Source organism: Actinoplanes italicus (assembly GCF_003001815.1).
In the GTDB taxonomy this organism is placed as follows: Bacteria; Actinomycetota; Actinomycetes; order Mycobacteriales; family Micromonosporaceae; genus Actinoplanes; species Actinoplanes italicus.
Map to the genome: position 1 here is coordinate 343429 of NZ_PVMZ01000002.1, position 24410 is coordinate 367838.

Sequence of the window (24410 nt, forward strand, 5' to 3'; positions counted from 1 at the left end):
TCACTACATGACCGGACTCGTCGTGCGCGACACCGGAACCCCCGCCGAGCTCGTCGAACTCCGGCTGCCCGAGATCGGCCCCGGGCAGGTGCGGGTCAAGGTTCGCGCGGCCGGCGTCTGCCACTCCGACCTGTCCATGGTCAACGGCACGCTGAGGCCGCCGCACCCGCTGATCCTCGGACACGAGGCGGCCGGTGAGGTGGTCGAGGTCGGCCAGAACGTCACCCGCGCGGCGGTCGGCGACCATGTGGTGCTGAACTGGCAGCCGGCCTGCCGCAACTGCTGGTTCTGCGAGCACGGCGAACCCTGGCTGTGCAGCACGTCCCATGGGGTCGCGGCGCTGTCCAACGGCATCACTCTGGACGGCGACCCGGTCCATGTGACGCTCGGCGTGGGGGCGTTCGCCGAGCAGGTCGTCGTGCCGGAGAACGCGGTCATCCCCGTACCCGCGGAACTCGGTTTTGATCTCGCCGCCCTGCTGGGATGTGCCGTCCTGACCGGAACCGGCGCGGTCCGCAACACCGCCCGCGTCCAGCCGGGCGAATCGGTCGTCGTCATCGGTCTCGGCGGCGTCGGGCTGTCGGTCGTGACCGCGGCCCGTGCCGCCGGCGCCGGGCAGGTGATCGCGGTGGACGTCACCGAGGCGAAGAAGGGCCTGGCCGAAGCGGCAGGCGCCACCGATTTCGTGGTCTCGTCGGACGCCCTGTCCAAGGACATCCGGGCACGCACGAACCGGCTCGGCGCCGACCACGCCATCGAATGCGTCGGGCGTGCGTCGACCATCCGCGCCGCCTGGCGGGCCACCCGCTCCGGTGGCCAGGTCACGGTCGTCGGCATGGGCGCCGCCGACGACATGGTGCAGCTGAGCGCGCTGGACATCTTCTCGTCGGCGCGTACGCTGCGCGCCTCGGTGTACGGCCAGGCCGACACCGATCTGGAGATTCCGGCCCTGGCCCGCGACGTCCTCGACGGCAAGCTCGACCTCGATCACCTGATCACCGATCGCATCGGCCTGGCCGACGTCCCGGCCGCCTTCGAACGTATGACCCGCGGCGAGGGAGCCCGCTCGGTGGCCCTGCTCTGACGACTGTGCCCCCACCCCTACCCGCGTGGTGATCTGTGCCCGCCGGCGAGCCGCAGGTCACCACGCGGCCGGCTTCCTGCTCGTGTGTGGTGATCTCTGCCCGCTGGTGGGCCGTAGGTCGCCACGCGGCTGGTTTCTGCTTGTGTGTGGTGATCTGTGCCCGCTGGTGGGCCGTAGGTCGCCACGCGGCTGGTTTCTGCTTGTGTGTGGTGATCTGTGCCCGCCGGCGGGCCGCAGGTCACCACGCGGCGGAGCAGGGCGTGCGGTAGGAAGGGCTGATGCGTCCCGAGCCCGGCCAAGTTCTGCACTTCTCCGAGGACCCGACGATCACGCGGTTCGTGCCGCATGTGGCGGCGACGGCACAGCAGACCGAGGCTTACGTGTGGGCCGTCGACCACGACCGAGCGCCCGACTACTGGTTCCCGCGGCAGTGCCCGCGAGCACTGGCCTGGGTCCGGCCCGGCGTCACCACGGACGAGGACCGCGAACGCATCATCGGGCCCGGCTGCGGCGAACGGGTCCACGTGATCGAATACGCCTGGTGGGAGGCCATGAGCATCACCCGGCTGTACGCGTACCGGCTCCCCGCGGACACGTTCCGCCCGATCGGGGAGCCGGAGTCACACGCACACGTCGCCACCGAGCCGGTCGAGCCGCTCGGCCCGCCTGAACCCGTCGGCGACCTGATCGCGTGCCACGCCGCCGCCGGAATCCAGCTGCGCCTGCTGGACAACCTCTGGCCGTTCTGGGACCGGGTGATCACCAGCACCGTCGCCTTCAGCGGCATCAGGCTTCGGAACGCGGCGCCCCGGCCTCCGGTCTGAGCTCAGGCTTTCGTGCCGGTCGGGCCGATCAGCGCGGTGACCGTGCGGGCCAGCGCGGCCCGTGCCGCGTCGACCGGCAGGCCCATCGCGTCACGCCACGTCGCCCAGGTGGGCCAGAGACTGGTCGCGATCAGGGCGTTGAGGAGCACCTCGTCACTGCCGATCTCGGAGGCGAAGGTGGTGGTCAGCTCATCGCGTACCCGAGAGGTGTGCAGTTTGCGATAGCGCTGCAACCCCGCCGAGAACGGCTCCTTCAGCGCGGAGGCCCGTGCGGCGGGACCGATCTCCTCCAGCAGCCGGGCCCGCTGGTCACAGAACGCGTCGATCCGCTCCGGCAGCGGAAGATCCGCCGGAATCGGACGGTACGACGCGTCCCGCTGCTCCAGCACCCGCTGGCCGCTGGCGGCCATCAGCGCCTCCATGTCGGCGAAGTGGCTCCACAAGGCGCGCAGGGACACCCCGGCCAGCTTGGCCACCCGATCGGCGGTGGGGCGCATGTCCCCCTCGCCGATCAGCTGGAGATGCGCGTCGATGATCGCGTTGCGGGTCCGTTCGGACCGCGCGGTGCGACCGTCGACGCGCGTCGGTGGGTTGGTCACGAACGACTCCGGTAGCGCTTGAGTTCACGGTGGGCCAGCGAACGCTTGTGCACCTCGTCCGGCCCGTCGGCGAGACGCAGCATACGGGCGCTGGCGAACAGCCCGGCGAGCGGGAAGTCCTGGCCGAGACCAGCCGCGCCGTGCGTCTGGATCGCCTTGTCGACGATCCATTCCACGGTCGACGGCACCACGATCTTGATGGACTGGATCTCGGTGTGGGCGCCCTTGTTGCCGACCGTGTCCATCAGCCAGGCCGCTTTCAGGACCAGCAGACGGGCCTGTTCGATGCGGACCCGGGACTCGGCGATCCAGTCCTGGATGACGCCCTGTTCGGCGAGCGGCTTGCCGAACGGCGTGCGGACCAGTGCCCGCGTGCACATCAGCTCGAGCGCCCGCTCGGCCATGCCGATCAGCCGCATGCAGTGGTGGATGCGGCCGGGTCCGAGCCGTGCCTGCGAGATGGCGAATCCGCCGCCCTCCTCGCCGATCAGGTTGGTGGCCGGCACCCGTACGTTCTCGAAGATCACTTCGGCGTGGCCGCCGTGGTCGCCGTCGGTGTAGCCGAGCACCGTCATGCCACGTTTCACCGTCACGCCCGGCGTGTCCCGGGGTACCAGGATCTGGCTCTGCTGCAGGTGTCGCGGGGCGTCGAGGTCGGTCTTGCCCATCACGATGAAGATCTTGCAGTTCGGGTTCATCGCGCCGGTGATGTAGAACTTGTGCCCGTTGACGACGTAGTCGTCGCCGTCGCGTTCGATCCGGGTGCCGATGTTGGTGGCGTCCGAGGAGGCCACCTGCGGCTCGGTCATCGCGAAGGCGGACCGGATCTCGCCGGCCAGCAGCGGTGTGAGCCACCGCTCCTTCTGCTCCGCGGTCCCGAAGTCGGCCAGGACCTCCATGTTGCCGGTGTCCGGGGCGGCGCAGTTCAGCGCGGGCGGTGCGATCGCCGGGCTGCGGCCGGTGATCTCGGCGAGCGGGGCGTACTGCAGGTTCGTCAGGCCGGCGCCGTGCTCACCCGGCAGAAAGAGGTTCCACAGGCCCGCCTCCTTCGCGGCCGCCTTCAGGCCCTCCAGCGCGGCCGGCGGCTCCCAGCTGTCCGAAGCGGTGTGGAACGTCGCCTCGGCCGGGTAGACGTGCTCGTCCATGAAGGCGAGCAGCCGCTTGCGGTAGTCCTCGGTCTTGGCGTCGAACTCGAAGTCCATCAGTGTCCTTCCAGCGCTCGGTGGCCCTGCTCGACGAGTGCGGGAACCATGGCGCCCACCGTGTCGAAGCCGGGGCCGACCGTCTGACCCTTGGTGTATCGGTAGTGCACGCCCTCGAGGATGACGGCGAGCTTGAAAGCGGCGAACCCGACATACCACTGCAGGTCACCGACGTCACGCTTGCTGCGCTCGGCATACCGGGCGGCCATCTCGTCCAATGACGGATGTCCCGGGATCTCGATGGGGGAGATCGGCCGTCCGTCGCGCTCGAGAAGCGGGCGACCGGAGTAGACCAGCATCAGAGCGAGGTCGCTGAGTGGATCGCCCAGCGTGGACATCTCCCAGTCCAGCACGGCGTTCACCGTCAGCTCGTCGCTGATCAGCACGTTGTCGAGGCGGAAGTCGCCGTGCACCACGGCGCCCGGGCCGCCGGCCGGGATGTCGGTGGCGAGGCGCGCGTGCAGTTCGTCGATGCCGGACAGCTCACGGCTGCGCGAGGCGTCGAGCTGCTGCTTCCAGCGGCGGACCTGCCGGGCGTTGAAGCCCTCCGGCTTGCCGAAGTCGCCCAGCCCGATCGCCGCCGGGTCGAGTGAGTGCAGGTCGGCGAGGGTGTCGACCAGCGTGAACGTCAGCTCGCGGAACTGTTCCGGGCCGAGGCCGCCGGCATCCCGGTAGATCTTTCCGTCGACGTGCTGCATCAGGTAGAACGGCGCCCCGAGGACCTCGGTGTCGGTGCACAGCACGACCGGCGCGGGTACCGGGAATCCGGCCCTGGAGAGGGCGGCGAGGACCTTGTGCTCGCGCGCCATGTCATGGGCCGTGGGCAGTACGTGCCCGAGCGGCGGGCGGCGCAGCACCCAGCGGTTCGTGCCGTCGGTGACCGCGTACGTCAGGTTCGACCTACCGCCCGCGAACATCGTCGCCGTCAGGGGCGGGCTGTCCAGATATGCCTGGAGTTTCTCCAGGTCAAGGCCCTTCACTTGGACTCGAATCCGCGCTGGAGTTTGTTCATGCCCCCCAGCCAACGATCCGGATCGCCGGCGCGCAAGCGGTAGTAGTCCTCGACCTCGGGATGCGGGAGGATCAGGAACCCGGTGCCGTCGAGTGACGCGGCGACCAGGTCGGCGACCGACTCGGGTGGCAGCGCGCCCTCGGCGAGCAGTGACGCGGCCCCGCTGCCGCGGTCGTTGCCGCGCGTCAGCATGTCTGTGCGCACACCCTGCGGGCAGAGGGCCTGGACGATCAAACCCCGGTGGGCGTACGTCGCGCGCAGCCATTCCGCGTACGCCAGAGCCGCGTGCTTCGTCACCGAGTAGGTCGCGCTTCCCAGCAGTGTCAGCAGCCCGGCCGCGCTCACCGTGATGAGCAGCCGCTTCGGTTCACCGCTGTCCAGCCAGCGCGGAAGCAGTGCCCGGCTCACGTAGACGTGCGACATCACGTTGACCCCGAAGTCGCGCTGCCACTGCCCGTCCGGCGTCGTCTCGTCGCCGGCCGACAGCACCCCGGCGTTGGAGCAGAACAGGTCGATCCCGCCGAGCTCGGTCCAGGCCGTGTCGACCAGGTGCTGGACGTCCTCCTCGCGGGCCGCGTCGCCGGGCACCGCGATCCCGCCGATGTCGTCGGCGACCGCCCGAGCCGCCTCCGCGTTCAGGTCGTTGACCACGACCTTCGCACCGTCCGCGGCGAACCGGCGGGCCAGCGCCGCCCCGATCCCACCTCCGGCGCCGGTGACCACCACGCGTTTCACCGACGTCCCGGCCGGCTGTTCGGTGCCGCCGGTCTCGGCGCCGGTCTCAGAGCTCACTGCACGGCTCCGGTCAGGGTGAGCCCGCCGTCGATCACGATGGTCTGCCCGGTGATCCAGGACGCCTCCGGCGAGCAGAGGAACGCCACGGTGCCGGCCACGTCATCGGTGTTGCCGAGCCGCTTCAGCGGGTAGGTGGCCGCCACCTCCGCCTCGCGCCCCTCGTAGAGGGCAGAGGCGAACCGCGTCTTCACGACGGCTGGCGCGACCGCGTTGACCCGGATCTTCGGGGCCAGCTCGACCGCGAGCTCTTCGGTGAGGTGGATGAGCGCCGCCTTGGTGGTGCCGTAGAACGCGATCCCCGGTGCCGGGCGGACACCGGAGACCGACGAGATGTTGACGACCGAGCCGCCGTTCTCGGCGAGTCCGCCGCGCAGGGCCTCCTGGATCCAGCCGAGCGTGCCGATCAGGTTGACCTCGGCCATCTTGCGGGCGGCGTTGAGATCCAGAGTGGCCAGCGGCCCGTACGCCGGGTTGATCCCGATGTTGTTGATCAGCGTGGTGACCGGCCCGAACGCGTCGCGCACCGCGTCCACGACGGCGGCCCGGTGCGCCGGGTCGTCGCCCTTGCCGGCCACGCCGATCGCCACGTCGGGGCCGCCGAGTTCCTTCACGGCGGCCGCAAGGGCGTCGGCGTCGCGGCCGGTGACAGCGACCCGGGCCCCCTGGTTCACGAAGCGTTGCGCGATGGCCAACCCGATTCCCCGGCTTGCTCCGGTCACGATTGCTACCTGGTCAGCCATCGCTCAACCTCCTGAGTAGTGTTTTTGCAGTATTAGTGCAGATATTACGCGGCGGGCACGCCGTTCGGCGGGGGTGCCGCGGGCTGACCCTGGTGAGGCGCGACCGGGCCGTCCGCGTCGTCGGTGGTGTACGGCGTACCGAAGAACACCGCCTTGCCTCCTTCGACCTTGGTGAGCTGGGCTCCGGCATATCCCGAGTGGTCCGTCGCCGAGAAGCGCAGCGGAACCAGGCCGGGACCCTGGAAACCGTTCTTCGTCACGGCCTCGAGCAGCTTGTCGCGGTTCACGTCCTTGCCCGCCGCCTGAAGCGCCTGCACGAACAGGTAGCCGACCGACATGCCGTACACGATGTTGTTGTCGAACTCGGCGTTGCCGTTGTGCTCAGCGTTGATCTTCTTGAACAGCTGGATCCACGGGTTCGCCTCGTCGGTGTTCAGCGGCAGGTAGTTGGTCGCCACCACGCCTTCGAGCAGCGGAGCGCCCGCACCGAGCGCTTTGCCGACGGTGGTCGGGTCGGCGCCCACGTTGCTGACGACGAACTGAGGCTTGAAGGCAATCTTCGCCGCCGTACCGATGCTCAGGGCTGTGAAACCGGGCACAGTCGCGAGAACGACCACCTCACAGCCCGCCGCCTTGAGCGCACCCATCTGCGGTCCGACGTTCGGGTTGCTGGTCACGTAGCTCTCCTTGGCCGCGACCGCGCCCAGAACCTTCTCGACGCCGGCCAGGCTGTCCCGGCCGAAGTCGTCGTCCTGCCCGAGGAAGCAGGTCTTCTTCCCGGCCAGGTTCTCCTTGATGTAGGTGCCCAGGATCTTGCCCTCGACCGTGTAGTCCGGGTTGAAGCCGAACGTCCCCGGATACTTGTCGGGCTGGTTCCAGCTGCGGCTGCCGCTCGCCACGAACAGGTCGGGCACCCGGTTGGTCTTGAGGAAGTCGAGCACGCCGGTGTGGGTGGGGGTGCCGAGACCGTTGAGGATCGCGAAGACCTTGTCCTGCAGAACCAGCTCACGCACGACGGTCTGAGTGTTCGCCGGGTTGTACCCGTCGTCCTTGATCTTGTAGGTGATCTTGCGACCGTGCACGCCGCCGTTCGCGTTGACGTAGTCGAAGTACGCCTTGGTGGCCGGCGCGATCTTCGAGTAACCACCCGCGGCCGGGCCGGTCAACGGCATGTGCGTGCCGACGACGATCTCCGTGCCGGTCACACCCGGCACGTTCGTGCTGCCGCCCGAGTTGTTGCTGCCTCCGCCGTCGTTCGTGCAGCCGGCGGTCGCCAGCAGCACGACGGACAGGGCCGCCGTCGCAATGCGTTTCATCGGTTCCTCCTGATCAGGCGTGAAATTCGAGATGGGATCGAAGCGAGGCCGCCGGGGGCGGCGAGCATGACGACGACGAGCACGACACCGAAGACGATCAGCGCGAGGTTTCCCTCGAGCCGCTGCGAACCGGCGTGCTCACCGACGGACTGGGACAGGGTGGGAAGCACCACCAGCAGCAACGCGCCCCACAACGCCCCGAAGAGGCTCCCCAGCCCGCCGATCACGATCGCCATGAGCAGGAAGAGGGAGAGCGTCAGCGGGAAGGCGCCCGGCGACACGCTCTGCGCGAGGTAGGCGAACAGGGCGCCGGCGACACCGGCGCAGGCGGCGCTCACCACGAACGCCAGCACCTGGGTACGCGCGATGTTGATCCCGGCGAGCTTGGCCGCGGTCTCGTCGTCCCGGACGGCCCGCAGGTCCCGTCCGAAGCGGCCGCGCACCAGCAGCGCCAGCAACAGCACCACGATCAGCGCCGCCGCCCAGCACAGCCAGGCCTGCCACTGCTCCATCGGGTACTGCTCAGGCGGCGGGTTCAGCATCACCGACAGGCCCTGATCGCTGTTGAACGTCTCGTCGAACGTGCTGGTCACCGACGGCACCACGATCGCCACGGCGAGCGTCAGCCCGGCCAGGTAGGGACCGCGCAGACGGGCAGCGGCCAGGCCGATCACCGCTCCCACCGCCGTTGTCACCAGCACCGCGAGCGCGAAGCTGAGCGGCAGGTTCTCCCACTTGTTCTGCGACAGCGCCAGCGTGTAGGCGCCGGTAGCCATCAACGCGCCGTGGCCCAGCGACAACTGCCCGTTCAGTCCGGTCAGGACGGTCAGGCCCGCCGTCACGCAGAAGTAGGCGCCGACAGTGGCCAGCTGGTAGTTGCGGAACGGTGGCAGCACGTAGGTCAGTGCCACCACCAGCACGGCGCCGACCACGATCACTATCGCTGGATGCACGCGCCGTCTGCGTGGTGCTCCGGGCATGGTCTTCGTGCTCGTTGCGGGCCGAGCCTCGATCGCGGTCATGCCACCCTCGCCTTCGAGCTGGAGAACAGCCCGCCCGGCCTGCCGAGCAGGACGACCACGAGCAGGGCCAGGACGGCCATCGGGGCGACCGTGACGTCGATGTATCCGCTGACGTACGACAGCAGGAGCCCGACGACGAGCCCGCCGACCACCGCGCCGATCGGGCTGTCGAGCCCGCCCACCACCGCGGCCGCGAACGCCGAGATGAACACCACGTCCATCGCCGTCGGGTGCACGCCCAGCTCGGTGGGGACGACGAGCATCCCGGCGAGCGAGCCGACGCCCGCCGCCAGCGCCCAGCCGAGCGTCAACATGCCGCCCACCGAGACGCCGAGCAGCCGTGACACGTCCGGCGCGAAGGCCGCCGCCCGCATGCGCAGGCCGACCGCCGTACGCGTGAAGAGAAGCGTGAGCAGCACGACCACGGTGCCCACCGCCGCGATGACGAACAGGTCGTAGCGGGACAGCATCGCGACCCCGCCGACCTCGAAGGCGTCCCGGCTGAACGGCGTCTCGACCGGGAGGTACTCGTTGCCGTAGATGATGCCGAGGGTGCCCTGGATGATCAGGACCAGACCGAGGGCCACCACCACGCCGTTGAGCGGTGACGAGTGGTCCACGAACCGCATCACCACCCGCTCGACGGTCACGCCCAGCACCAGGCCGGCCAGCAGCGCCACCACGAACCCGAGCCAGTACGACCCGGTCGCGTTCGTGACCGAGTAGGCGACGTAGACCGCGGCCACCGCCATCGCGCCTTGGGCGAAGTTGACGATCCGGGCGGCCCGCCAGATCAGCACCAGGGCCAGCGCGAACGCCGCATAGACGAGACCGCGGCTGAGCCCGTCGAAAGTCAGATAGATGAATTCGCTCATCAGAACCCCAGGTAGGCGTGACGGAGGTCGGCGTCGTCGCGGAGCACCTCGGCCTTGTTGCGCACCACCACCCGGCCCAGCGACAGGACCACGCCCTCGTCGGCGATGGAGAGCGCGCTGCGTACGTTCTGCTCGACCAGCAGAACCGCCAGTCCGGTGCGTTCCCGCAGGTCACGAAGCAGGGTCATGATGTGCCGGGTCACCTTCGGCGCGAGACCGAGCGACGGCTCGTCGAGCAGCAGCAGGCGCGGCCGCGCGACCAGGGCCCGGCCGAGCGCCAGCATCTGCCGCTCGCCGCCGGACAGCTGGTGCCCGGCGAACGTCCGGCGCTGCGCCAGCGGTGGGAACAGCTCGTAGACCTCGTCGAGCGCCTTCTTGGCGTCGGCACGGTCGCGCCGCCACAGGCCGCCCAGCCGCAGGTTCTCGTCGACGGTCAGTTCGGTGACGACGCCGCGGCCCTCCGGTACGTGGGCGATGCCCCGCCGGACCAGGTGCTCCACTTTGGTGCCCGCGAGGTCCTCGCCGTCCAGCAGGACCCGGCCCTGACTGCTGCGGACCAGGCCGGACAGGGTGCGCAGGAGTGTCGTCTTGCCGGCGCCGTTCGCCCCGAGCACGGCGACGATCTCTCCCGGTTGGACGGCGAGGTCCACATCGTGCAGGACCGGGGCCGCGCCGTACCCGGCGGTGAGACCTTCGACCTGCAGCAACGCGCCGCTCACCGGTCGCCTCCCGCCGGTTCCGGGGTACGCGTGATCATCGGCGCTCCTCCTTCGTTCTCGGGTACGCCGAGCCTCGTTCTCCGGGTACGCCGAACCTCGATTTCGGGGTACGCCGAAGGAAGCCGGGTGATCACCGGCTTTCGGATATGTGAGGTCAGGGGCCGGTGAGGGCCCCTGGCGAAGTGCGGTGGTACGGGTCGGGCCGCCGCGCCTCAGAGGCCGGTCCGGCCCTGGTGACGTGCGGTGCCACAGGATTACGGGTCAGGCCGCCGCGCCGAGATAGGCCTCGGTGACCTTGGGGTTCTCGCTGATCTCGGCCGGCGAGCCCAGCGCGATCGGCTTGCCGAAGTCGAGCACCAGGATCTCGTCGCAGACCGACATCACCAGATCCATGTGGTGTTCGACCAGCAGCACGGTGGTGCCGGTCTCCTTGATCAGGCCGCCGAGCCAGGCGATCTCGTCGGAGTCCAGGCCACCGGCCGGTTCGTCGAGCATCAGGATGCGTGGCTTGGCCACCAGGGCGCGAGCCAGCTCGATGCGTTTACGGATCGCGTACGGCAGCGCGCCCGGATAGGCGGCCGCGTAGCGTGCGACGCCGCACCGCTCGAGAGCGGCGAGCGCCTCGGACTCCGCGTGCCGGTGCCGGGCGCCGACCATCACGTTCTCCAGCACCGTCATGCCGCCGAACTGGCCGACACCCTGAAGTGTCCGGGCGATCCCCAGACGGCTCAGGTGGTGTGGTCGGGGTCGCCATGGTTGCCCGTCGAGCGTGAGCGACCCGGAGGTCGGCTGCACGAAACCACAGATGACATTGAAAAGGGTGGTCTTGCCCGCGCCGTTCGGCCCGATGACGCCCACGATCCGCCCCGGCGCCACGCGCAGAGAGACGTTGTCGAGAGCGGTCAGACCGCCGAAGCGGACGCTGATGTCGTGGAGCGCAAGCTCCTTGAGCGGGGGTTCTGTTGACATGGCCGCCTCACCGGACCGGTGAATGTCCTGTGTGGGAGATGGAGCCTCAACTATTTACACTTGGAGTGTAACTTTCTCGGCGGACTCGTCAACCACTTGCAATGCCCCTGTTACCCGCGGGTTTCCGGTCAGGCCACGCCGTGCGGGCGGAACTGCACGCTGACGCGTGGTCCGACCGGTTTCGCGGTCTTCGGCACGGCGTGTTCCCAGGTGCGCTGACAGGAGCCGCCCATCACGATCAGGTCGCCGTGGCCGAGGGGGAATCGCAGCGTCTCGTGCCCGCCGGCGCGTGGTCGGAGCAGGAGGTTGCGGGGCGAGCCGAACGAGACGATGGCGACCATCGTGTCCTCGGTCGCGGACCGGCCGATGGTGTCGCCGTGCCAGGCCACGCTGTCGCGCCCGTCGCGATAGAGGCACATGCCCGCGGTCACGAAATCCTCGCCCAACTCGTCCGCGTAGTGCCGGTTGAGCTCGGCTTTCGCCGCGGTCAGTGCGGGATGTGGCAGCGGCTCCCGTGGGCCGAACCACCGCAGAAGCCGGGGGACGTCGACGACGTCGTCATACATCCGGCGTCGCTCGGCCCGCCAGTCGATGCCGAGCAGGGTCTCGAAGACCGCATCGGAGCCGTGCAGCCATCCGGGAAGCACGTCGACCCAGGCGCCTGCGGTGAGCTGATGCCGGGTGAGGTGGCCGGTCAGTGACTGGACCGCCTCACCCGGCTCGGAGGCCGGGCCGGCCATCAGATCGAGCAATGAAGGCTGGTACGTGCTGGTCATGCCGCGATGTTAGTACTGACGTTCGACTCCGGCGGGCTGGGAGGCCGAATCTGTGGATAACTTCTTCGCTGTTTCGGCTTCTGTGGACAACGGGCCGGCTGCCTCCGGAACCGTGGCAGGCTTCGGGCGCAGCATCGCGGCGGCCAGGATCGCCGCCGCGATGCCACCCGCCACGCCGATGAGAGAGGTGACCGCGATGGCCTCGACGAAAGCGGTCCGTGCCGCGTCCGCCAGCCGCGCGTTCCCGGTCGCGGTCGCCACACCCAGAGCGTCCCCCAGTGAGTCACGCGCCGGGCCGGCCACATCCTCCGGCATCGACGCGCGATAGGCCGTGGTCAGCACGCTGCCGAGCACGGCCACGCTGAGCGCCGTCCCGATCTGCTGCACCGTGTCGTTGACCGCCGACCCGACGCCGGCCCGTTCCGGCGGCAGCGCACCGAGCAGCGTGCCCACCGCGGCCGGCGAGGCCACGCCGCTGCCCATCCCGATGATGACCAGGGCGGTGGCGAGGGTGAGGTAACCGTCGGCCGGGCCCAGCGACGCGAGCACCGCGAAACCGCCCGCGACCAGCAGCAGGCCGGCCGACAGCGCCACCCGTGCGCCGAATCGTTTGTCCACCACCACGCCGACGCCGTTGAACACCATCGTCGTCACGAGCATCGGGATGAAGGCGGCACCTGCCTTGATCGGCTCGTATCCGAGGACGAACTGGAGGTATTGCGTGATCGCCAGCATGACGCCACCAGCCGAGAAGGACAGCAGAACCAGAGACAGGCTGGCGCCGCGGAAATTGCGATCCCGGAAGAGCGACATGGGCAGCATCGGCTCGGCGACGCGGCGCTCCCACACGATGAAACCGGTCAGCGCGATCGCGGCGACGGCGAAGCCGCCACTCGTGCGGAGTGACTCCCAGCCGTGCTCGGGTGCCGAGATCACGCCCCAGACCAGCGCGGTCATCCCGATCGTGGAGAGCAGTGCGCCCACGGTGTCGGGCCGTCCGGCCGGGCCCCGTGACTCCGGGATGATGACCAGCGCGGCCACGATGCCGAGGATGGCGATCGGGATGTTCAGCAGGAAGACCGATCCCCACCAGAAGTGCTCCAGCAGGAGGCCGCCCAGCGTCGGACCGCCCAGGGCGCCGAGCATCAGCACCGAGCTCCAGATCGCGATCGCCTTCTTGCGCTCGTCCTCGGCGAAGACCGTGGTGAGGATGGCGAGCGTGCCCGGCATGAGGAAGGCCGCCCCGAGCCCCATCAGGCCGCGGACCGTGATCAGTTGACCGGGTGTCTGGCAGATGGTGGCCAGGGCTGAGGCTCCGCCGAAGACGGTGAGGCCGATGACGAGGCCGAGGCGCCGGCCATGCCGGTCGGAGAGGCTGCCGGCTGTCAGCAGGGCGCCGGCGAAGACCAGGATGTAAGCGTCGATGATCCACTGAATGTCGGCGGTGCTCGCGCCCAGGTCGCGGATGAGTGCCGGGATCGCGATGTTGAGCACCATGTTGTCCACCACGGCCACCAGCAGGCTCAGGCAGAGCACACCGAGGATCAGCCAGCGGCGTGGATGACGTTCGACCATCGAAATTCCTCTCTCGTACAGTGTTCGGCAGGACTCGAACACCGTACCAGTGGACTCGAACAGTGTGCGATCCCCTTTAGGATGGCTGCATGGCCGACTTCACCGACTCGGTGTGGACCCGCCCCGCGCGTGCCCGTACCGGTCAGCCCACCCTCAGCCGGGAGCAGATCGTGCGTGCGGCGATCGAGCTACTCGACGCCGAGGGCGCGGCCGGACTGAGCATGCGGCGCCTCGGTGCCCGGCTCGGCTCCGGCGCCACCTCGCTCTACTGGCATGTCGCCACCAAGGACGACCTGCTCGAGTTGGCCGTCGACGAGGTGATGGGAGAGGTCTACGTGCCCGAGGTCGGGGACACGCCCTGGCGGATCGGGGTCTCGGTCCTGGCCAATGGGTTGCGGACCATGCTGCTGCGCCACCCATGGGTGATCGGGCAGCTCGGGACCAGGCCGACCATCGGGCCCAACGTGCTGCGGATGAGCAACCGCAGCGTGGCCCTGCTGTCCGCCGCCGGGTTCACCGGGCCGACGCTGTCGCACGTGCACTCGCTGATCACGGCGCACGTGATCGGGGCGGCCACCACGGAGGCCGCGGTCGGCGCCGCCATCCGCAGGTCCGGCAAGAGCGCCGCCGAGCTGCGGAAGTCGCTCGAGCCGTTCATGGAGAAGACCGCCGAGCAGTATCCGGAGTACGCGCGGTGGCGGGAGGAGGACGGCGTCATCGACATGCAGCCGGACCGCGTCTTCGACGAGAGCTTCGTCTTCGGGCTGGACCGCATCCTCGACGGCCTCGACCTGTGGCTGACCGGGCGGCCGCCCGCCACCACCGACGGCGACTGAGCCGCCGCCCTCGCCGCCGATCTGGTGACCTTCGGGCGGGACGTATCGCCCGAAACGCACAAGATCTGCGAGAGAACGGCGGGCGGGTGGCGGCAGAGCGTCAGGCCGCTGGGTCGGAGGCCAGTCGGGCGTGTGCGTGCATGTCGTGCCAGCCGTCCGCGTGGAGGGCCTCGCCCCGCTTGACGCCCTCCGGAAGGTAGCCGCAGCGCTGGGCCACCCGGCACGACGAGAGGTTGGCCGTGGAGTGGCTGAGTTCCAGGCGATGCAGGCCCAGTGTCGCGAACGACCATGTGGTCAGCGCCGTCAGGGACCGCGGGGCGACACGGCGGCCACGGGCCTCGGGTAACACCCAGTAGGAGATGGAGGCCAGCCCCTCGTCGAGGTCGATGCGGCGCAGGCCGATCTGGCCGGCCACCACGCCGTCGTCGATCACCGCCCAGGAGGCGGCGGTCTCCGCCTGCCAGCGTTGCGGCCACTGCCCGATCCAGTCGCCGGCTTCGTCGTCGGTGACGGTCCGGGCGTGCCACTGCTGGATCGCCGGATCGGTGAAGGCCGCCACCACCGCCTCGTGGTCGTCGGCGTGCCAGGGTCGGAGCAGTACGCCGTCGCCGGTGATGTCGGGCTGATCCGTCGAGGCCAGGGAGCCCGCGGGCAGCGCGGGCGTCACGAGGGAGGGCACACCGCGACTGTAGGCCGCCCGGTCCGCCGGGCCGGCGAGCGCATACACGGCAAAGGGCGGAACGCTTCACCCCGTACCACCGAAAAGGGTGAAACGCCCGCCCGGAGAAGCGCCGGAAGGCTAGTGGCCAGCGGGTCGATCGGGGTCCGGGTGGTGGTAGGTGACCTGCTCGGGTGCCATCGGGAAGGTCATGTCATCGCCGAACGGGGACATGCCGCCCTGCTGGGGAGCCAGCAGCTCGGAGACGTCCAGGTGGCCGTCGGGGCCGGTCGGGGCGTTCTCCGGAGGGCGCACGCTGGAGTTCGGGACGCCGCCGGAGGTGCCGGCGACGCCGACCGTCGAGCTGGGGGCCATGTTCTCCAGCTGATCACGGCGGAAGATCTTGCGGCCCAGCCAGACGAGCGGGTCGTACCGCCGGTCGACGACGCGTTCCTTCATCGGGATGATCGCGTTGTCGGTGATCTTGATGTGCTCGGGGCAGACCTCGGTGCAGCACTTGGTGATGTTGCAGAAGCCGAGGCCCTGGCTGGACTGCGCGTACTCCTTGCGGTCCTCGAGCGAGTCGAGCGGGTGCATGTCCAGCTCGGCGGCCCGGATGAAGTAGCGCGGGCCGGAGAAGGCCGGCTTGTTCTCGTCGTGGTCGCGGATCACGTGGCAGGTGTTCTGGCAGAGGAAGCACTCGATGCACTTCCGGAACTCCTGGCTGCGTTCCACGTCGACCTGCTGCATCCGGTACTCGCCGGGGGCGACGCCGGCCGGAGGGGCGAACGCGGGGGTCTCGCGTGCCTTCTCGTAGTTGAAGGAGACGTCGGTGACCAGGTCACGGATCACCGGGAAGGTCCGGATCGGGGTGATCGTGATCGTCTCGTTCTCCTCGAACGTCGACATCCGGGTCATGCAGCCGAGTCGCGGCTTGCCGTTGATCTCCATGGAGCAGGAGCCGCACTTGCCGGCCTTGCAGTTCCACCGGCAGGCCAGGTCAGGTGTCTCGGTGGCCTGCAGCCGGTGGATGATGTCGAGGACGACCTCACCCTCGTTCACCTCGACGTCGAAGTCGCGCAGGTCGCCGCCGGACGCGTCGCCGCGCCAGACACGGAATCGGCGTTTCACTCTGCCTCCACCTCGGCCAGTTCTTCTTCGGTCACGTATTTGGCCAGCTCACTGCGGTCGAACAGGTTGAACAGCTCGTCGCGCATGCGTGGCACCGGCTTGCGTTCCAGGAGCACCTCGCCGGACTCCTCGAGCGAGCAGACGAGGTTGACGCGCCGCCACTCGGGACTCATCTTCGGGAAGTCCTCGCGGGTGTGACCGCCGCGCGACTCCTCCCGCTCGAGGGCCGCCTTGGCCGTGCACTCCGAGACGACCAGCATGTTGCGCAGGTCGATGGCGAGATGCCAGCCAGGGTTGTATCGCCGGCCGCCGGCAGCACCGACGTTCGCGACGCGTACCCGAAGCTCCTGAAGGCGCTTGAGAGCGTCACTCAGTTCACCCTCGCGCCGGATGATGCCGACGAGGTCACCCATCACGGCCTGAAGATCATTCTGCAGCGTGTACGGGTTCTCGCCGCCCTCACGCACGAGAGGAGCGAGTGCCACCTCGACGGCACTCGCGACGTCGACCTTCGAAGGCTTCGGCCGTACGCGCAGCGCGTCCACATAAGCGGCCGCGTGCTCACCCGCCCGCTTACCGAAGACGAGCAGGTCGGAGAGCGAGTTGCCGCCGAGACGGTTCGACCCGTGCATGCCGCCGGACACCTCGCCGGCCGCGAACAGGCCCTGCACCGTGCCGAGTGCCGCGGCCGTGTCGGGTTCGACCTCGACGCCGCCCATCACGTAGTGACAGGTCGGACCGACCTCCATCGGCTCCTTCGTGATGTCGACGTCCGCCAGCTCCTTGAACTGGTGGTGCATCGACGGCAGCCGCCGGATGATCTGCTCGGCCGGCATGCGGCTCGCGATGTCCAGGAAGACACCGCCCGCCGGGCTGCCCCGGCCGGCCTTGACCTCGCTGTTGATGGCCCGTGCCACCTCGTCGCGGGGCAGCAGCTCGGGCGGGCGCCGGTTGTTGTCGGCGTCGGTGTACCAGCGGTCGGCCTCCTCCTCGGTCTCCGCGTACTGCTTGCGGAAGACGTCGGGGACGTAGTCGAACATGAACCGCTTGCCCTCGGAGTTGCGCAGCACCCCGCCGTCGCCGCGGACCGACTCGGTGACCAGGATGCCCTTCACACTGGGCGGCCAGACCATGCCGGTCGGGTGGAACTGCAGGAACTCCATGTTGATCAGGGTCGCCCCGGCGCGCAGGGCCAGCGCGTGGCCGTCGCCGGTGTACTCCCAGGAGTTCGAGGTGACCTTGTAGCTGCGGCCGACACCGCCGGTGGCCAGCACCACGGCCGGCGCCTCGAAGAGGACGAACTCACCGGACTCCCGGTAGTAGCCGAACGCCCCGGCCACCCGGTCGCCGTCGAGCAGCAGCTCGGTGATCGTGGTCTCCTGGAAGACCCGGATCCGGGAGTCGTAGCTGCCGGTCTCGGCGAAGTCCTCCTGCTGCAGCGACACGATCTTCTGCTGCAGGGTCCGGATCAGTTCCAGACCGGTCCGGTCGCCGACGTGCGCGAGACGAGGGTACTCGTGGCCGCCGAAGTTGCGCTGCGAGATCTTGCCGTCCTTGGTCCGGTCGAAGAGCGCGCCGTACGTCTCCAGCTCCCAGATCCGCTCCGGCGCCTCCTTGGCGTGCAGCTCCGCCATCCGGAAGTTGTTCAGGAACTTGCCGCCCCGCATGGTGTCGCGGAAGTGGACCATCCAGTTGTCGTTGCTGTTCACGTTGCCCATGGCGGCTGCTGCGCCGCCCTCGGCCATGACCGTGTGCGCCTTGCCGAACAGCGACTTGGAGATGATCGCCGTGCGCTTGCCGGCCATCCGTGCCTCGATCGCCGCGCGCAGGCCGGCGCCACCGGCACCGATCACGACGACGTCGTACAGGTGTCGTTCGATCTTCGTGCTCATCACGCCGTCCCTCAGTTGATGATGCGCAGGTCGTTGAACCAGTCGGCGGCGAGACCCATGATGTAGAAATCGGTCAGCGCCAGCGTGCCGAGCGTGATCCAGGCCAGCTGCATGTGGCGGGTGTTGAGCTTGGACACGAACGTCCAGAAGCGGTAACGCACCGGGTGCTTGGAGAAGTGCTTGAGTCGGCCCCCGGCGATGTGCCGGCACGAGTGGCAGGACAGCGTGTACGCCCACAGCATGATCACGTTGACCCAGAGGATGATGTTGCCGAGGCCGAGCCCGGTCTTCTGGGCCACCACCGCGTCCCAGGTGTTGATCACCGAGATGATCACGGCGGCGTAGAACGCGTACCGGTGAGCGTTCTGGAAGATCAGCGGGAAGCGGGTCTCACCGGAGTAGCTCTTGTGCCCGTCCGGGACCGCACACGCCGGCGGCGACAGCCAGAACGCCCGGTAGTACGCCTTCCGGTAGTAGTAGCAGGTCAGCCGGAACAGCAGCAGGAACGGCAGCGTGAAAGCCGCCTCCGGGAGCAGGAAGAAGCTCGGCAGCGGGGTGCCGAACATCGCCGCCTCGCCAGTGCACAGGTCGGTGATGCAGGGCGAATAGAACGGGGTCAGATAGTGGTACTCCGGTACGAAGAACCAGTCGTGCATGAACACCCGGACGGTGGCGTAGGTGACCCACGCGCCCAGTCCGATAAAGGTCACCAGAGGCGCGAGCCACCACCGGTCGGTACGCAAGGTTCGCGCCGCGATCGCCGCGCGCGCCTTGCCGCCGCCCGGCGTCGTTGCCGTCGTCGTCATTCCATCTCCCTGACAGTGCCGTGTGCAGGGTCGCGTCCGACGAGGTCAGGGCACAGTGATGCCCCACTCCGCCGTCGCACCGCGACAGTGATGTGGGGCACACGTTACGCCGAAGGTCAGACTCTTTGCGGACTGGGTCACAAAAACATCATCCTGCCGCGTAGAGATCATCGCCAATGGAGTAGTTGATCTATCCCGAGGCGTTCCCGGTGACGTTCCAACCGGCCAGGTGCAGGGCCGGAGCGGCATAGCGGGCACGACCCCACGACTCCGGCAGCAGCACCGTCTCGGAGCCGATCCCGAGCACCTGCCCCGGGCCGAGCGCCCGCGGATAGGACTGGGTGAACCGCACGTTGCTCACCGGCGAGACGATCTCGCCGTCCTCCACCAGCCAGACTCCGTTGCGGGTCAGGCCGGTGATCACCAGCGTCTTCGGGTCGAGCACCCGGGTGTACCAGAGGTCGGTGATCAGGAGCCCCCGGCGCATCCCGGCGACCAGCGGAGCGGCCGAGCCGACGATCACCCCGGTGCCGCCGGTCCCCGGGCCGGAGCCGGGCAACGGGGCCGCCTCCAGGCGTACGTGGGTGGCCCGTGGACCCCACGAGCGGGACACCGGCGAGGCGTGCCCGGTCGACTCGGCGCCGGCCGACGCGGCCGAGGTGCGGTCGTGCGTCACCGCGGTGGTCACCCCGTCGCGGACCAGCACCAGTGTGCGGCGCGGTGTGCCCTCGTCGTCGAACGGCAGGTCGGAGGCCGGCTCGTCGCGGCTGCCGAGCGGCTCGTCCACGATGGTCACCGACGGGTCGAACTGCTCCTTGCCCAGCTCGGCGAAGCTCTGCTTCTGGTGGTGGGCCTTGCCGTCGAAGCCGAAGACCGCCAGGTTCTCCAGGACGTCACGGACCGCGTCCGGCTCGAGCACCACCTCGTAGGCGCCGGGTGGCAGCTCCACCGGTCCGCGGGCTGCCCGCGCCTTCGCGGCCGCCCGGGCACCGAGCACCGCGCCGTCCAGATCGGCCAGCCGGGCGGCGGCCAGCCGGGCCACCCCGTCGGCCCCGTCACAGCGGGCGATGCCGTCCATCGCGGCCTCCGCCGTGCGGCCCTCGACGGCCTGGCCCGCGCTGTTTGCGAAGGCCGCGGACACGTAGACCGTGCGGCAGTATCCGGCCGTCTCCAGCCCGCCGGCCGCCCGCACGAAGTCACCGACCCGCGCGGCGCGCTCGGCCGGATCGGCCCGTGCGGTCGCCTCGTCGAACCCGAACGCCAGCCCGGACCGCTCGCCCGAACCCGGGTGCCCGGCCGACAACCGCAGCGGCACGGGCGGCGCCAGGCCCGCCCACGATCGGTCGACCGGCGAGACCCGCACCGCTGCGAGCGTCCGCTCGACCAGTGTCCGCAGGCCGTCGGCGCTGGTCACCGTGGTCGAGCCGCCGGCCGTGCGGCCGTCTGCGTGCAGCCGCAACCGGACGCCGGTCACCGCCGAGGCCACGTTCTGATGGATCCGCGAGTTCGCGAACCGGGTCAGCGCCTCGGCGTCGTGCCGGACGTTGACCTCGGCCTCCGCCGACCGCCCGGCCAGCTCACGGACGATCTCGATCACCCGGGCGGCCAGCTCCAGCTCGGCACCCGCGCGCCCACCCTCGCCGCTCATGCCGGCACCTCCGCTCCAGAAGAAAGACGGCTTGCAGGAAGAAAGAGAGCCGCCGGAAGCGGACGGTCAACGGGAGGAGGGGGAGCCGCGGGAGCACGGTGGCCGGCAGGAGAAAAGGGAGCCCCCGGAACCGGGCGGTCGGTGGGGACAGCTGAGGGAGCGGGGCGACTCACGGGCGGGAAGAGGGCTGCCGGCGCCAGGCGGTCGGCGGTGGGAGCCGAGGGAGCGGAAGGGACTGCGGGAGGGAAGGGAGCCGCCGGAACCGGGCGGTCAGCGGGAAGGAGGGGAGCCGCGGGGGCGTCATCGGCTGCCGGGAGGAAAGGGACCATGGGGGAACCCGCCGGGCGGCTCATCCGCGCACCCCCACCCGAACGTTCTTGAACCGGGCCGGCGCTGCCGGATGACCGGTGTGGCCGATCTGGCCGGGCTGACCCTTGCCGCAGTTGGGGGTGCCCCACGCGATCGTCTCGCTGGACAGCATGTCCATCGACTGCCAGAACCGTGGCCCGATCCCGGTGTAGGTCGGGTTGCGCAGCATCCGCCCCAGCTTCCCGTTCTTGATCTCGTAGCCGTACTCACAGCCGAACTGGAAGTTGAGCCGCCGGTCGTCGATCGACCAGGACCGGTTGATGTCCATGAATACGCCGTCGTCGGTGGCCGCGACGATCTCGTCGAGCGTGTGTGGCCCCGGCTCCAGGCCGACATTGGTCATCCGCACCATCGGCAGCCGGGACCAGCCGTCCGACCGGACACTGCCCGCGTAGTCGAGCCCGGCGACCGCCGCCGAGTCACGCCCGGCCAGCACCCCCACCCACAGCCCGTCGCGGACCGCGTGCCGTTTCGCCGCCGGTGTGCCCTCGTCGTCGAACCCGAAGCTGCCGAGCGCACCCGGGAACGTCGGGTCGATCGTGATGTTCATCAACTCGGACCCGTAGCGCAGCGAACCGAGCAGACTCAGATCGAGCCAGCTCGTGCCGGCGAACGCGGCCTCCCAGCCGAGGATCCGGTCCAGCTCGATGGCGTGCCCCACCGACTCGTGGATCTGCAGGGCCAGCTGCTCGCCGCCGAGCACCAGATCGGTCTCGCCGGCCGGGCAGAGCGGCGCGGTCAGCAGGGCCCGGGCCTCCTCGGCCATCCGTGGGGCGTTGCCGACCAGGTCGATCTCGTCGACCAGCTCCCAGCCCCGGGTGCCGAACTGGCCACGGTGCGACGGCCAGGACCTCCGCTGCACCTCGCCGTCGCCGATCGCGATCGCCGTGACACCGGCGCCGCACTCGCGGATGTGCTGGTCGATGCGATGGCCCTCGCTGGAGACGAACCACTTGCGGGTGTCCCAGACGGCATAGTTGGCCTCGGCCACGTCGGCGCCCGCGGCCTTCGCCGCGGCGGTCGCCCGGACCAGCAGGTCACCCTTGTCGGAGAGCGGCACGCTCAGCGGATCGATCACGCAGTCGCTGGCCCAGCTCGCGGTCACGGCCCGGGACGGCATCAGATCGGTGGGGGAGCCCGGGACCGCGGCGCTGGCGGCGGCGATCTGGGCGGCGCGCCTCCCGGCCGCACGGGCTGAGGATTCAGAGAGATCAGGCACGGCGTAGAAGCCCCAGCTGGAGCCGACCAGAGCCCGCACTCCCAGCCCGGAACTCTCGTCGAAGCCGAGGTCCTCGACGTCACCGTCACGGGCCGACATGGTCTCGGATCGTCTGATCATCACCCTGGCGTCGGCATAGCGTGCGCCCGCGTCGAGTGCGGCCTGCACTGCCGCCCCCGCCTCATCGAAGTGGGTCATGACCCGACCCTATGCGCCGGGTACGACAGTTTCAGCGAGGCGGCAGCAGATCCGCCGGATCGATGGTCACCGCCACCGGCTCGGTAAGTGTCAGAGGCAAACCGGGAGCACCGGTGGCGTGCTCCACATACTTTCCCTCGACGAGCGCATAGACCTGAAGTGTCGCGGTCCTGGGATCCACCAGCTCGGGCGTTTCGCCGATGGCCAGGAACTCCGACTCGGTCCAGGTCTGCTTGTCGAGGTGGAGGGGGGTCGTCATGGCGTCTCCCGCCTTGTCCATCGGCAGGTGTCTCACGGCATCATGCTCCATGACATCCTACGGGCGACTACCACTCTTTCAGGAAGGTCAGCTCCTCCTCGAGGGTCGCGGCCGGACACGACCGGAAGCCGTCCAGCTCGGCACCGACCAGCAGCACGTCCGGGGAGGACCCGGCCTCGCGCAGCGAGTGGTGCGAATATACGTCCGGGGAGTCGGCCCGGTCACCCAGATAGCGCTCGGCCACCGGCGCCGGAACCTGCGACCAGTCGGTGACCGGCCGGCGGGCCACCGCCCGGTGGAACACCTCCGGCCGGCGCAGCACGGCGAGCGCTGCCAGCCACCCGCCCAGCCCGGCTCCGAGCACCGCCACCCGGCCGAGATCGAGGTCGGGATGCTTGCCGTGCAGCGCCAGCAGGGCGTCGGCGTGGTCCGAGAGCACCACGTCGGCGAGCCGCCGGTGGACCGCCTTCTCGAAGCTGGGCGCCACTCCGGGCGTACCCCGGGAATCGACACTGACCACCGCGAAGCCGGAGTCGGCGAACCGCCGTCGCTCCACCCACGTCCCCGGGTCCGCAAGGACCTGCTGGTGGCCCGGCCCGTCGCCGAGGGTTACCAGCACCGGGAGCCGGGTCCCGCCGACGTGGCCGGTGGGGTAGAGGACCGCTGCCGGAAGCCGGCGATCGGTGACCCGCTCGAACGCGGGCGCGGGCCGGCCGGACGGTCCGGGCCGGTCCGACCGCAGCGTGATGACCCGGTCGCCGTGCCACACCCGGTTCCCGGCGACCATTACGTCACCGCCCACGGTGACCCGGTCGTCGCCGGTCAGCACGGCGACGCGGGTGACCTCCGGCCCGCCGCCACCGAGCGAGGTGCGCACCCGCAGCACCTCGCGGACCGCCGGATCGCCCATGCTGCCCTCGACGATCAGATCCGGCGCCCCGGCCGGACCGCCGGAGCGCGGCAGCGTCCCGGCCACCCGGCGGACGTAGAGACCGGGCGGCGTCAGCAGGCTGCCGTCGGCGAAGAGGCATCGGGCGTCGAAGCCGTCGTGCGCCAGCTCTCCGCCGACCAGCACCCGGCCGTCCGGCAGATGCCGTGGCGTGCCCGGGATCGGCTCCACCCAGCGGGCGTCGGCCAGCTCGGCGTGCACCTGCGTCTCGCCGGTCCGCGGATCGATCGAGAGGACGAGGCCGTGCTGCTGCATCCGGCGCAGCACGGTGATGAGCGGGCCGCCGCCGACCCAGCGGACCTGGGCCAGATGCGGGTATGTCTCCCGGTCCCAGTGCACGTCGACCCAGCCGTAGTCCAGGTCGAGAAGATGCAGGCTGACCGTCCGGGCGCTGCGAACGGCAAGGATCTGCGTGCCGTCCGGCGACCACCACCATCCCCGGGTACGCCCGAACTCGCTCGCGTACGCACCCGGCATCCCCCACGAGATCGTCCCGCCGTGTTCGCGCCACGCGTTGCCCGGCTCGCCGGCCAGCAGCCGGTCGCCCTCCGGCCCGGTGACGTGCAGCGACGCCGCCCCGTCCGGATCGGTGATGTACCCGATGGAGCCGCCGAGCGGATCGGGCCGGGCGTCGAAGGCGGGCCCGGCGGCCGGAACGCCGGTGACGGCGCCGGTGACGAGATCGGCCCGGAACAGCCGCCCGCCCCGGATCACGGCGGCCACCCGGGCGTCGCGGTCGGTCGCGTACGAGCCGACCGGCCCGTCCACCACCCGGCGCTCCACCCCGGCGGGGAGGTCGAGCTGCCAGAGTTCCGACGAGCGGAGGAACACGACTCGGGCACCATCGGCCCCGACGGTCACGGCGTACGGATGCTCCACGGCCCCAGCATCGCCGATCGGGGCGACTCGCGCCGGGCAAACCGCGGGCTGGTGAAGC

At 69.9% G+C, this 24410-nt stretch carries 23 protein-coding genes; 3 read left to right on the forward strand and 20 right to left on the reverse strand.

The features are described from left to right. Nucleotides 1–7: 7 nt before the first annotated feature. Entirely contained in the window at nt 8–1084 is a 1077-nt protein-coding gene (locus CLV67_RS05580; RefSeq protein WP_106316060.1) for an alcohol dehydrogenase catalytic domain-containing protein, read from the forward strand. A 278-nt stretch (nt 1085–1362) separates the two neighbouring features. Next, nucleotides 1363–1908 (forward strand): DUF6886 family protein, encoded by a 546-nt coding sequence (locus tag CLV67_RS05585; RefSeq protein WP_106316061.1) that lies wholly within the window; start codon nt 1363–1365, stop codon nt 1906–1908. Nucleotides 1909–1910: 2 nt separating this feature from the next. Here the strand turns inward: CLV67_RS05585 and CLV67_RS05590 are convergent, their stop codons facing one another. The 12 genes from CLV67_RS05590 to CLV67_RS05645 form a co-directional block, all read right to left on the reverse strand. Then, nucleotides 1911–2507 carry a TetR/AcrR family transcriptional regulator gene (locus CLV67_RS05590; RefSeq protein WP_106316062.1) on the reverse strand — a complete coding sequence of 199 codons (597 nt, stop codon included), beginning with the start codon at nt 2505–2507 and terminating at the stop codon, nt 1911–1913. Further along, nucleotides 2504–3709: an acyl-CoA dehydrogenase family protein gene (locus CLV67_RS05595; protein ID WP_106316063.1), complete on the reverse strand. Its 1206-nt coding sequence runs from the start codon at nt 3707–3709 to the stop codon at nt 2504–2506. The genes CLV67_RS05590 and CLV67_RS05595 overlap by 4 nt, the downstream gene beginning before the upstream one ends. Next, a complete protein-coding gene (locus CLV67_RS05600) occupies nt 3709–4689 on the reverse strand; it encodes a phosphotransferase family protein (RefSeq protein WP_203736871.1) in 981 nt (326 codons plus the stop codon). The genes CLV67_RS05595 and CLV67_RS05600 overlap by 1 nt, the downstream gene beginning before the upstream one ends. Continuing rightward, nucleotides 4686–5456, reverse strand: coding sequence for an SDR family oxidoreductase (locus CLV67_RS05605; RefSeq protein WP_106316445.1), 771 nt, complete (start codon nt 5454–5456; stop codon nt 4686–4688). Before CLV67_RS05605 ends, CLV67_RS05600 begins: the two co-directional genes overlap by 4 nt. A 53-nt stretch (nt 5457–5509) precedes the next feature. Beyond that, a complete protein-coding gene (locus CLV67_RS05610) occupies nt 5510–6256 on the reverse strand; it encodes an SDR family oxidoreductase (RefSeq protein ID WP_106316064.1) in 747 nt (248 codons plus the stop codon). 44 nt (nt 6257–6300) lie between these two features. Next, nucleotides 6301–7572 (reverse strand): ABC transporter substrate-binding protein, encoded by a 1272-nt coding sequence (locus CLV67_RS05615; protein WP_106316065.1) that lies wholly within the window; start codon nt 7570–7572, stop codon nt 6301–6303. Continuing rightward, nucleotides 7569–8594 (reverse strand): branched-chain amino acid ABC transporter permease, encoded by a 1026-nt coding sequence (locus tag CLV67_RS05620; protein ID WP_106316066.1) that lies wholly within the window; start codon nt 8592–8594, stop codon nt 7569–7571. The genes CLV67_RS05615 and CLV67_RS05620 overlap by 4 nt, the downstream gene beginning before the upstream one ends. Then, nucleotides 8591–9469 carry a branched-chain amino acid ABC transporter permease gene (locus tag CLV67_RS05625; RefSeq protein ID WP_106316067.1) on the reverse strand — a complete coding sequence of 293 codons (879 nt, stop codon included), beginning with the start codon at nt 9467–9469 and terminating at the stop codon, nt 8591–8593. The genes CLV67_RS05620 and CLV67_RS05625 overlap by 4 nt, the downstream gene beginning before the upstream one ends. Next, nucleotides 9469–10188 (reverse strand): ABC transporter ATP-binding protein, encoded by a 720-nt coding sequence (locus CLV67_RS05630; protein WP_106316068.1) that lies wholly within the window; start codon nt 10186–10188, stop codon nt 9469–9471. Before CLV67_RS05630 ends, CLV67_RS05625 begins: the two co-directional genes overlap by 1 nt. A 261-nt stretch (nt 10189–10449) precedes the next feature. Beyond that, nucleotides 10450–11157, reverse strand: a complete 708-nt coding sequence (locus CLV67_RS05635) for an ABC transporter ATP-binding protein (RefSeq protein ID WP_106316069.1) — start codon at nt 11155–11157, stop codon at nt 10450–10452. A 128-nt stretch (nt 11158–11285) separates the two neighbouring features. Further along, complete coding sequence (locus CLV67_RS05640; RefSeq protein WP_106316070.1) at nt 11286–11933, reverse strand: alpha-ketoglutarate-dependent dioxygenase AlkB; 648 nt, start codon at nt 11931–11933, stop codon at nt 11286–11288. A 9-nt stretch (nt 11934–11942) separates the two neighbouring features. After that, nucleotides 11943–13508, reverse strand: coding sequence for an MFS transporter (locus CLV67_RS05645; protein WP_106316071.1), 1566 nt, complete (start codon nt 13506–13508; stop codon nt 11943–11945). Between the two features lie 89 nt (nt 13509–13597). Between CLV67_RS05645 and CLV67_RS05650 the strand changes: the two genes are divergently transcribed. Further along, a complete protein-coding gene (locus CLV67_RS05650; protein WP_106316072.1) occupies nt 13598–14344 on the forward strand; it encodes a TetR/AcrR family transcriptional regulator in 747 nt (248 codons plus the stop codon). A gap of 100 nt (nt 14345–14444) precedes the next feature. Here the strand turns inward: CLV67_RS05650 and CLV67_RS05655 are convergent, their stop codons facing one another. From CLV67_RS05655 to CLV67_RS05690, 8 genes are all read right to left on the reverse strand, one after another. Continuing rightward, a complete protein-coding gene (locus CLV67_RS05655) occupies nt 14445–15023 on the reverse strand; it encodes a GNAT family N-acetyltransferase (RefSeq protein ID WP_106316446.1) in 579 nt (192 codons plus the stop codon). Nucleotides 15024–15143: 120 nt separating this feature from the next. Further along, nucleotides 15144–16133, reverse strand: coding sequence for a succinate dehydrogenase/fumarate reductase iron-sulfur subunit (locus CLV67_RS05660; RefSeq protein ID WP_106316073.1), 990 nt, complete (start codon nt 16131–16133; stop codon nt 15144–15146). Continuing rightward, nucleotides 16130–18025, reverse strand: a complete 1896-nt coding sequence (locus CLV67_RS05665) for a fumarate reductase/succinate dehydrogenase flavoprotein subunit (RefSeq protein ID WP_106316074.1) — start codon at nt 18023–18025, stop codon at nt 16130–16132. The genes CLV67_RS05660 and CLV67_RS05665 overlap by 4 nt, the downstream gene beginning before the upstream one ends. Before the next feature lie 11 nt (nt 18026–18036). Continuing rightward, nucleotides 18037–18831 (reverse strand): hypothetical protein, encoded by a 795-nt coding sequence (locus tag CLV67_RS05670; protein WP_106316075.1) that lies wholly within the window; start codon nt 18829–18831, stop codon nt 18037–18039. A gap of 190 nt (nt 18832–19021) precedes the next feature. After that, nucleotides 19022–20479 carry a TldD/PmbA family protein gene (locus CLV67_RS05675; protein ID WP_106316076.1) on the reverse strand — a complete coding sequence of 486 codons (1458 nt, stop codon included), beginning with the start codon at nt 20477–20479 and terminating at the stop codon, nt 19022–19024. A gap of 349 nt (nt 20480–20828) precedes the next feature. Beyond that, nucleotides 20829–22265 (reverse strand): TldD/PmbA family protein, encoded by a 1437-nt coding sequence (locus tag CLV67_RS05680; protein WP_106316077.1) that lies wholly within the window; start codon nt 22263–22265, stop codon nt 20829–20831. A 31-nt stretch (nt 22266–22296) separates the two neighbouring features. Beyond that, on the reverse strand, nt 22297–22524 hold the full coding sequence (locus CLV67_RS05685) for a hypothetical protein (RefSeq protein WP_239166017.1): 228 nt from the start codon (nt 22522–22524) through the stop codon (nt 22297–22299). Nucleotides 22525–22591: 67 nt separating this feature from the next. Beyond that, complete coding sequence (locus CLV67_RS05690) at nt 22592–24352, reverse strand: alpha/beta hydrolase family protein (protein ID WP_373873118.1); 1761 nt, start codon at nt 24350–24352, stop codon at nt 22592–22594. Nucleotides 24353–24410 lie beyond the last annotated feature (58 nt).

Coding starts and splice junctions, on each gene's coding strand:
- CLV67_RS05610 (WP_106316064.1), bottom strand. CDS start 6,256: ATGGCTGACCAGGTAGCAATCGTGACCGGAGCAAGCCGGGGAATCGGG.
- CLV67_RS05635 (WP_106316069.1), bottom strand. CDS start 11,157: ATGTCAACAGAACCCCCGCTCAAGGAGCTTGCGCTCCACGACATCAGC.
- CLV67_RS05595 (WP_106316063.1), bottom strand. CDS start 3,709: ATGGACTTCGAGTTCGACGCCAAGACCGAGGACTACCGCAAGCGGCTG.
- CLV67_RS05685 (WP_239166017.1), bottom strand. CDS start 22,524: ATGACGACCCCCCTCCACCTCGACAAGCAGACCTGGACCGAGTCGGAG.
- CLV67_RS05670 (WP_106316075.1), bottom strand. CDS start 18,831: ATGACGACGACGGCAACGACGCCGGGCGGCGGCAAGGCGCGCGCGGCG.
- CLV67_RS05665 (WP_106316074.1), bottom strand. CDS start 18,025: ATGAGCACGAAGATCGAACGACACCTGTACGACGTCGTCGTGATCGGT.
- CLV67_RS05675 (WP_106316076.1), bottom strand. CDS start 20,479: ATGAGCGGCGAGGGTGGGCGCGCGGGTGCCGAGCTGGAGCTGGCCGCC.
- CLV67_RS05615 (WP_106316065.1), bottom strand. CDS start 7,572: ATGAAACGCATTGCGACGGCGGCCCTGTCCGTCGTGCTGCTGGCGACC.
- CLV67_RS05620 (WP_106316066.1), bottom strand. CDS start 8,594: ATGACCGCGATCGAGGCTCGGCCCGCAACGAGCACGAAGACCATGCCC.
- CLV67_RS05625 (WP_106316067.1), bottom strand. CDS start 9,469: ATGAGCGAATTCATCTATCTGACTTTCGACGGGCTCAGCCGCGGTCTC.
- CLV67_RS05585 (WP_106316061.1), top strand. CDS start 1,363: ATGCGTCCCGAGCCCGGCCAAGTTCTGCACTTCTCCGAGGACCCGACG.
- CLV67_RS05640 (WP_106316070.1), bottom strand. CDS start 11,933: ATGACCAGCACGTACCAGCCTTCATTGCTCGATCTGATGGCCGGCCCG.
- CLV67_RS05650 (WP_106316072.1), top strand. CDS start 13,598: ATGGCCGACTTCACCGACTCGGTGTGGACCCGCCCCGCGCGTGCCCGT.
- CLV67_RS05680 (WP_106316077.1), bottom strand. CDS start 22,265: ATGACCCACTTCGATGAGGCGGGGGCGGCAGTGCAGGCCGCACTCGAC.
- CLV67_RS05645 (WP_106316071.1), bottom strand. CDS start 13,508: ATGGTCGAACGTCATCCACGCCGCTGGCTGATCCTCGGTGTGCTCTGC.
- CLV67_RS05580 (WP_106316060.1), top strand. CDS start 8: ATGACCGGACTCGTCGTGCGCGACACCGGAACCCCCGCCGAGCTCGTC.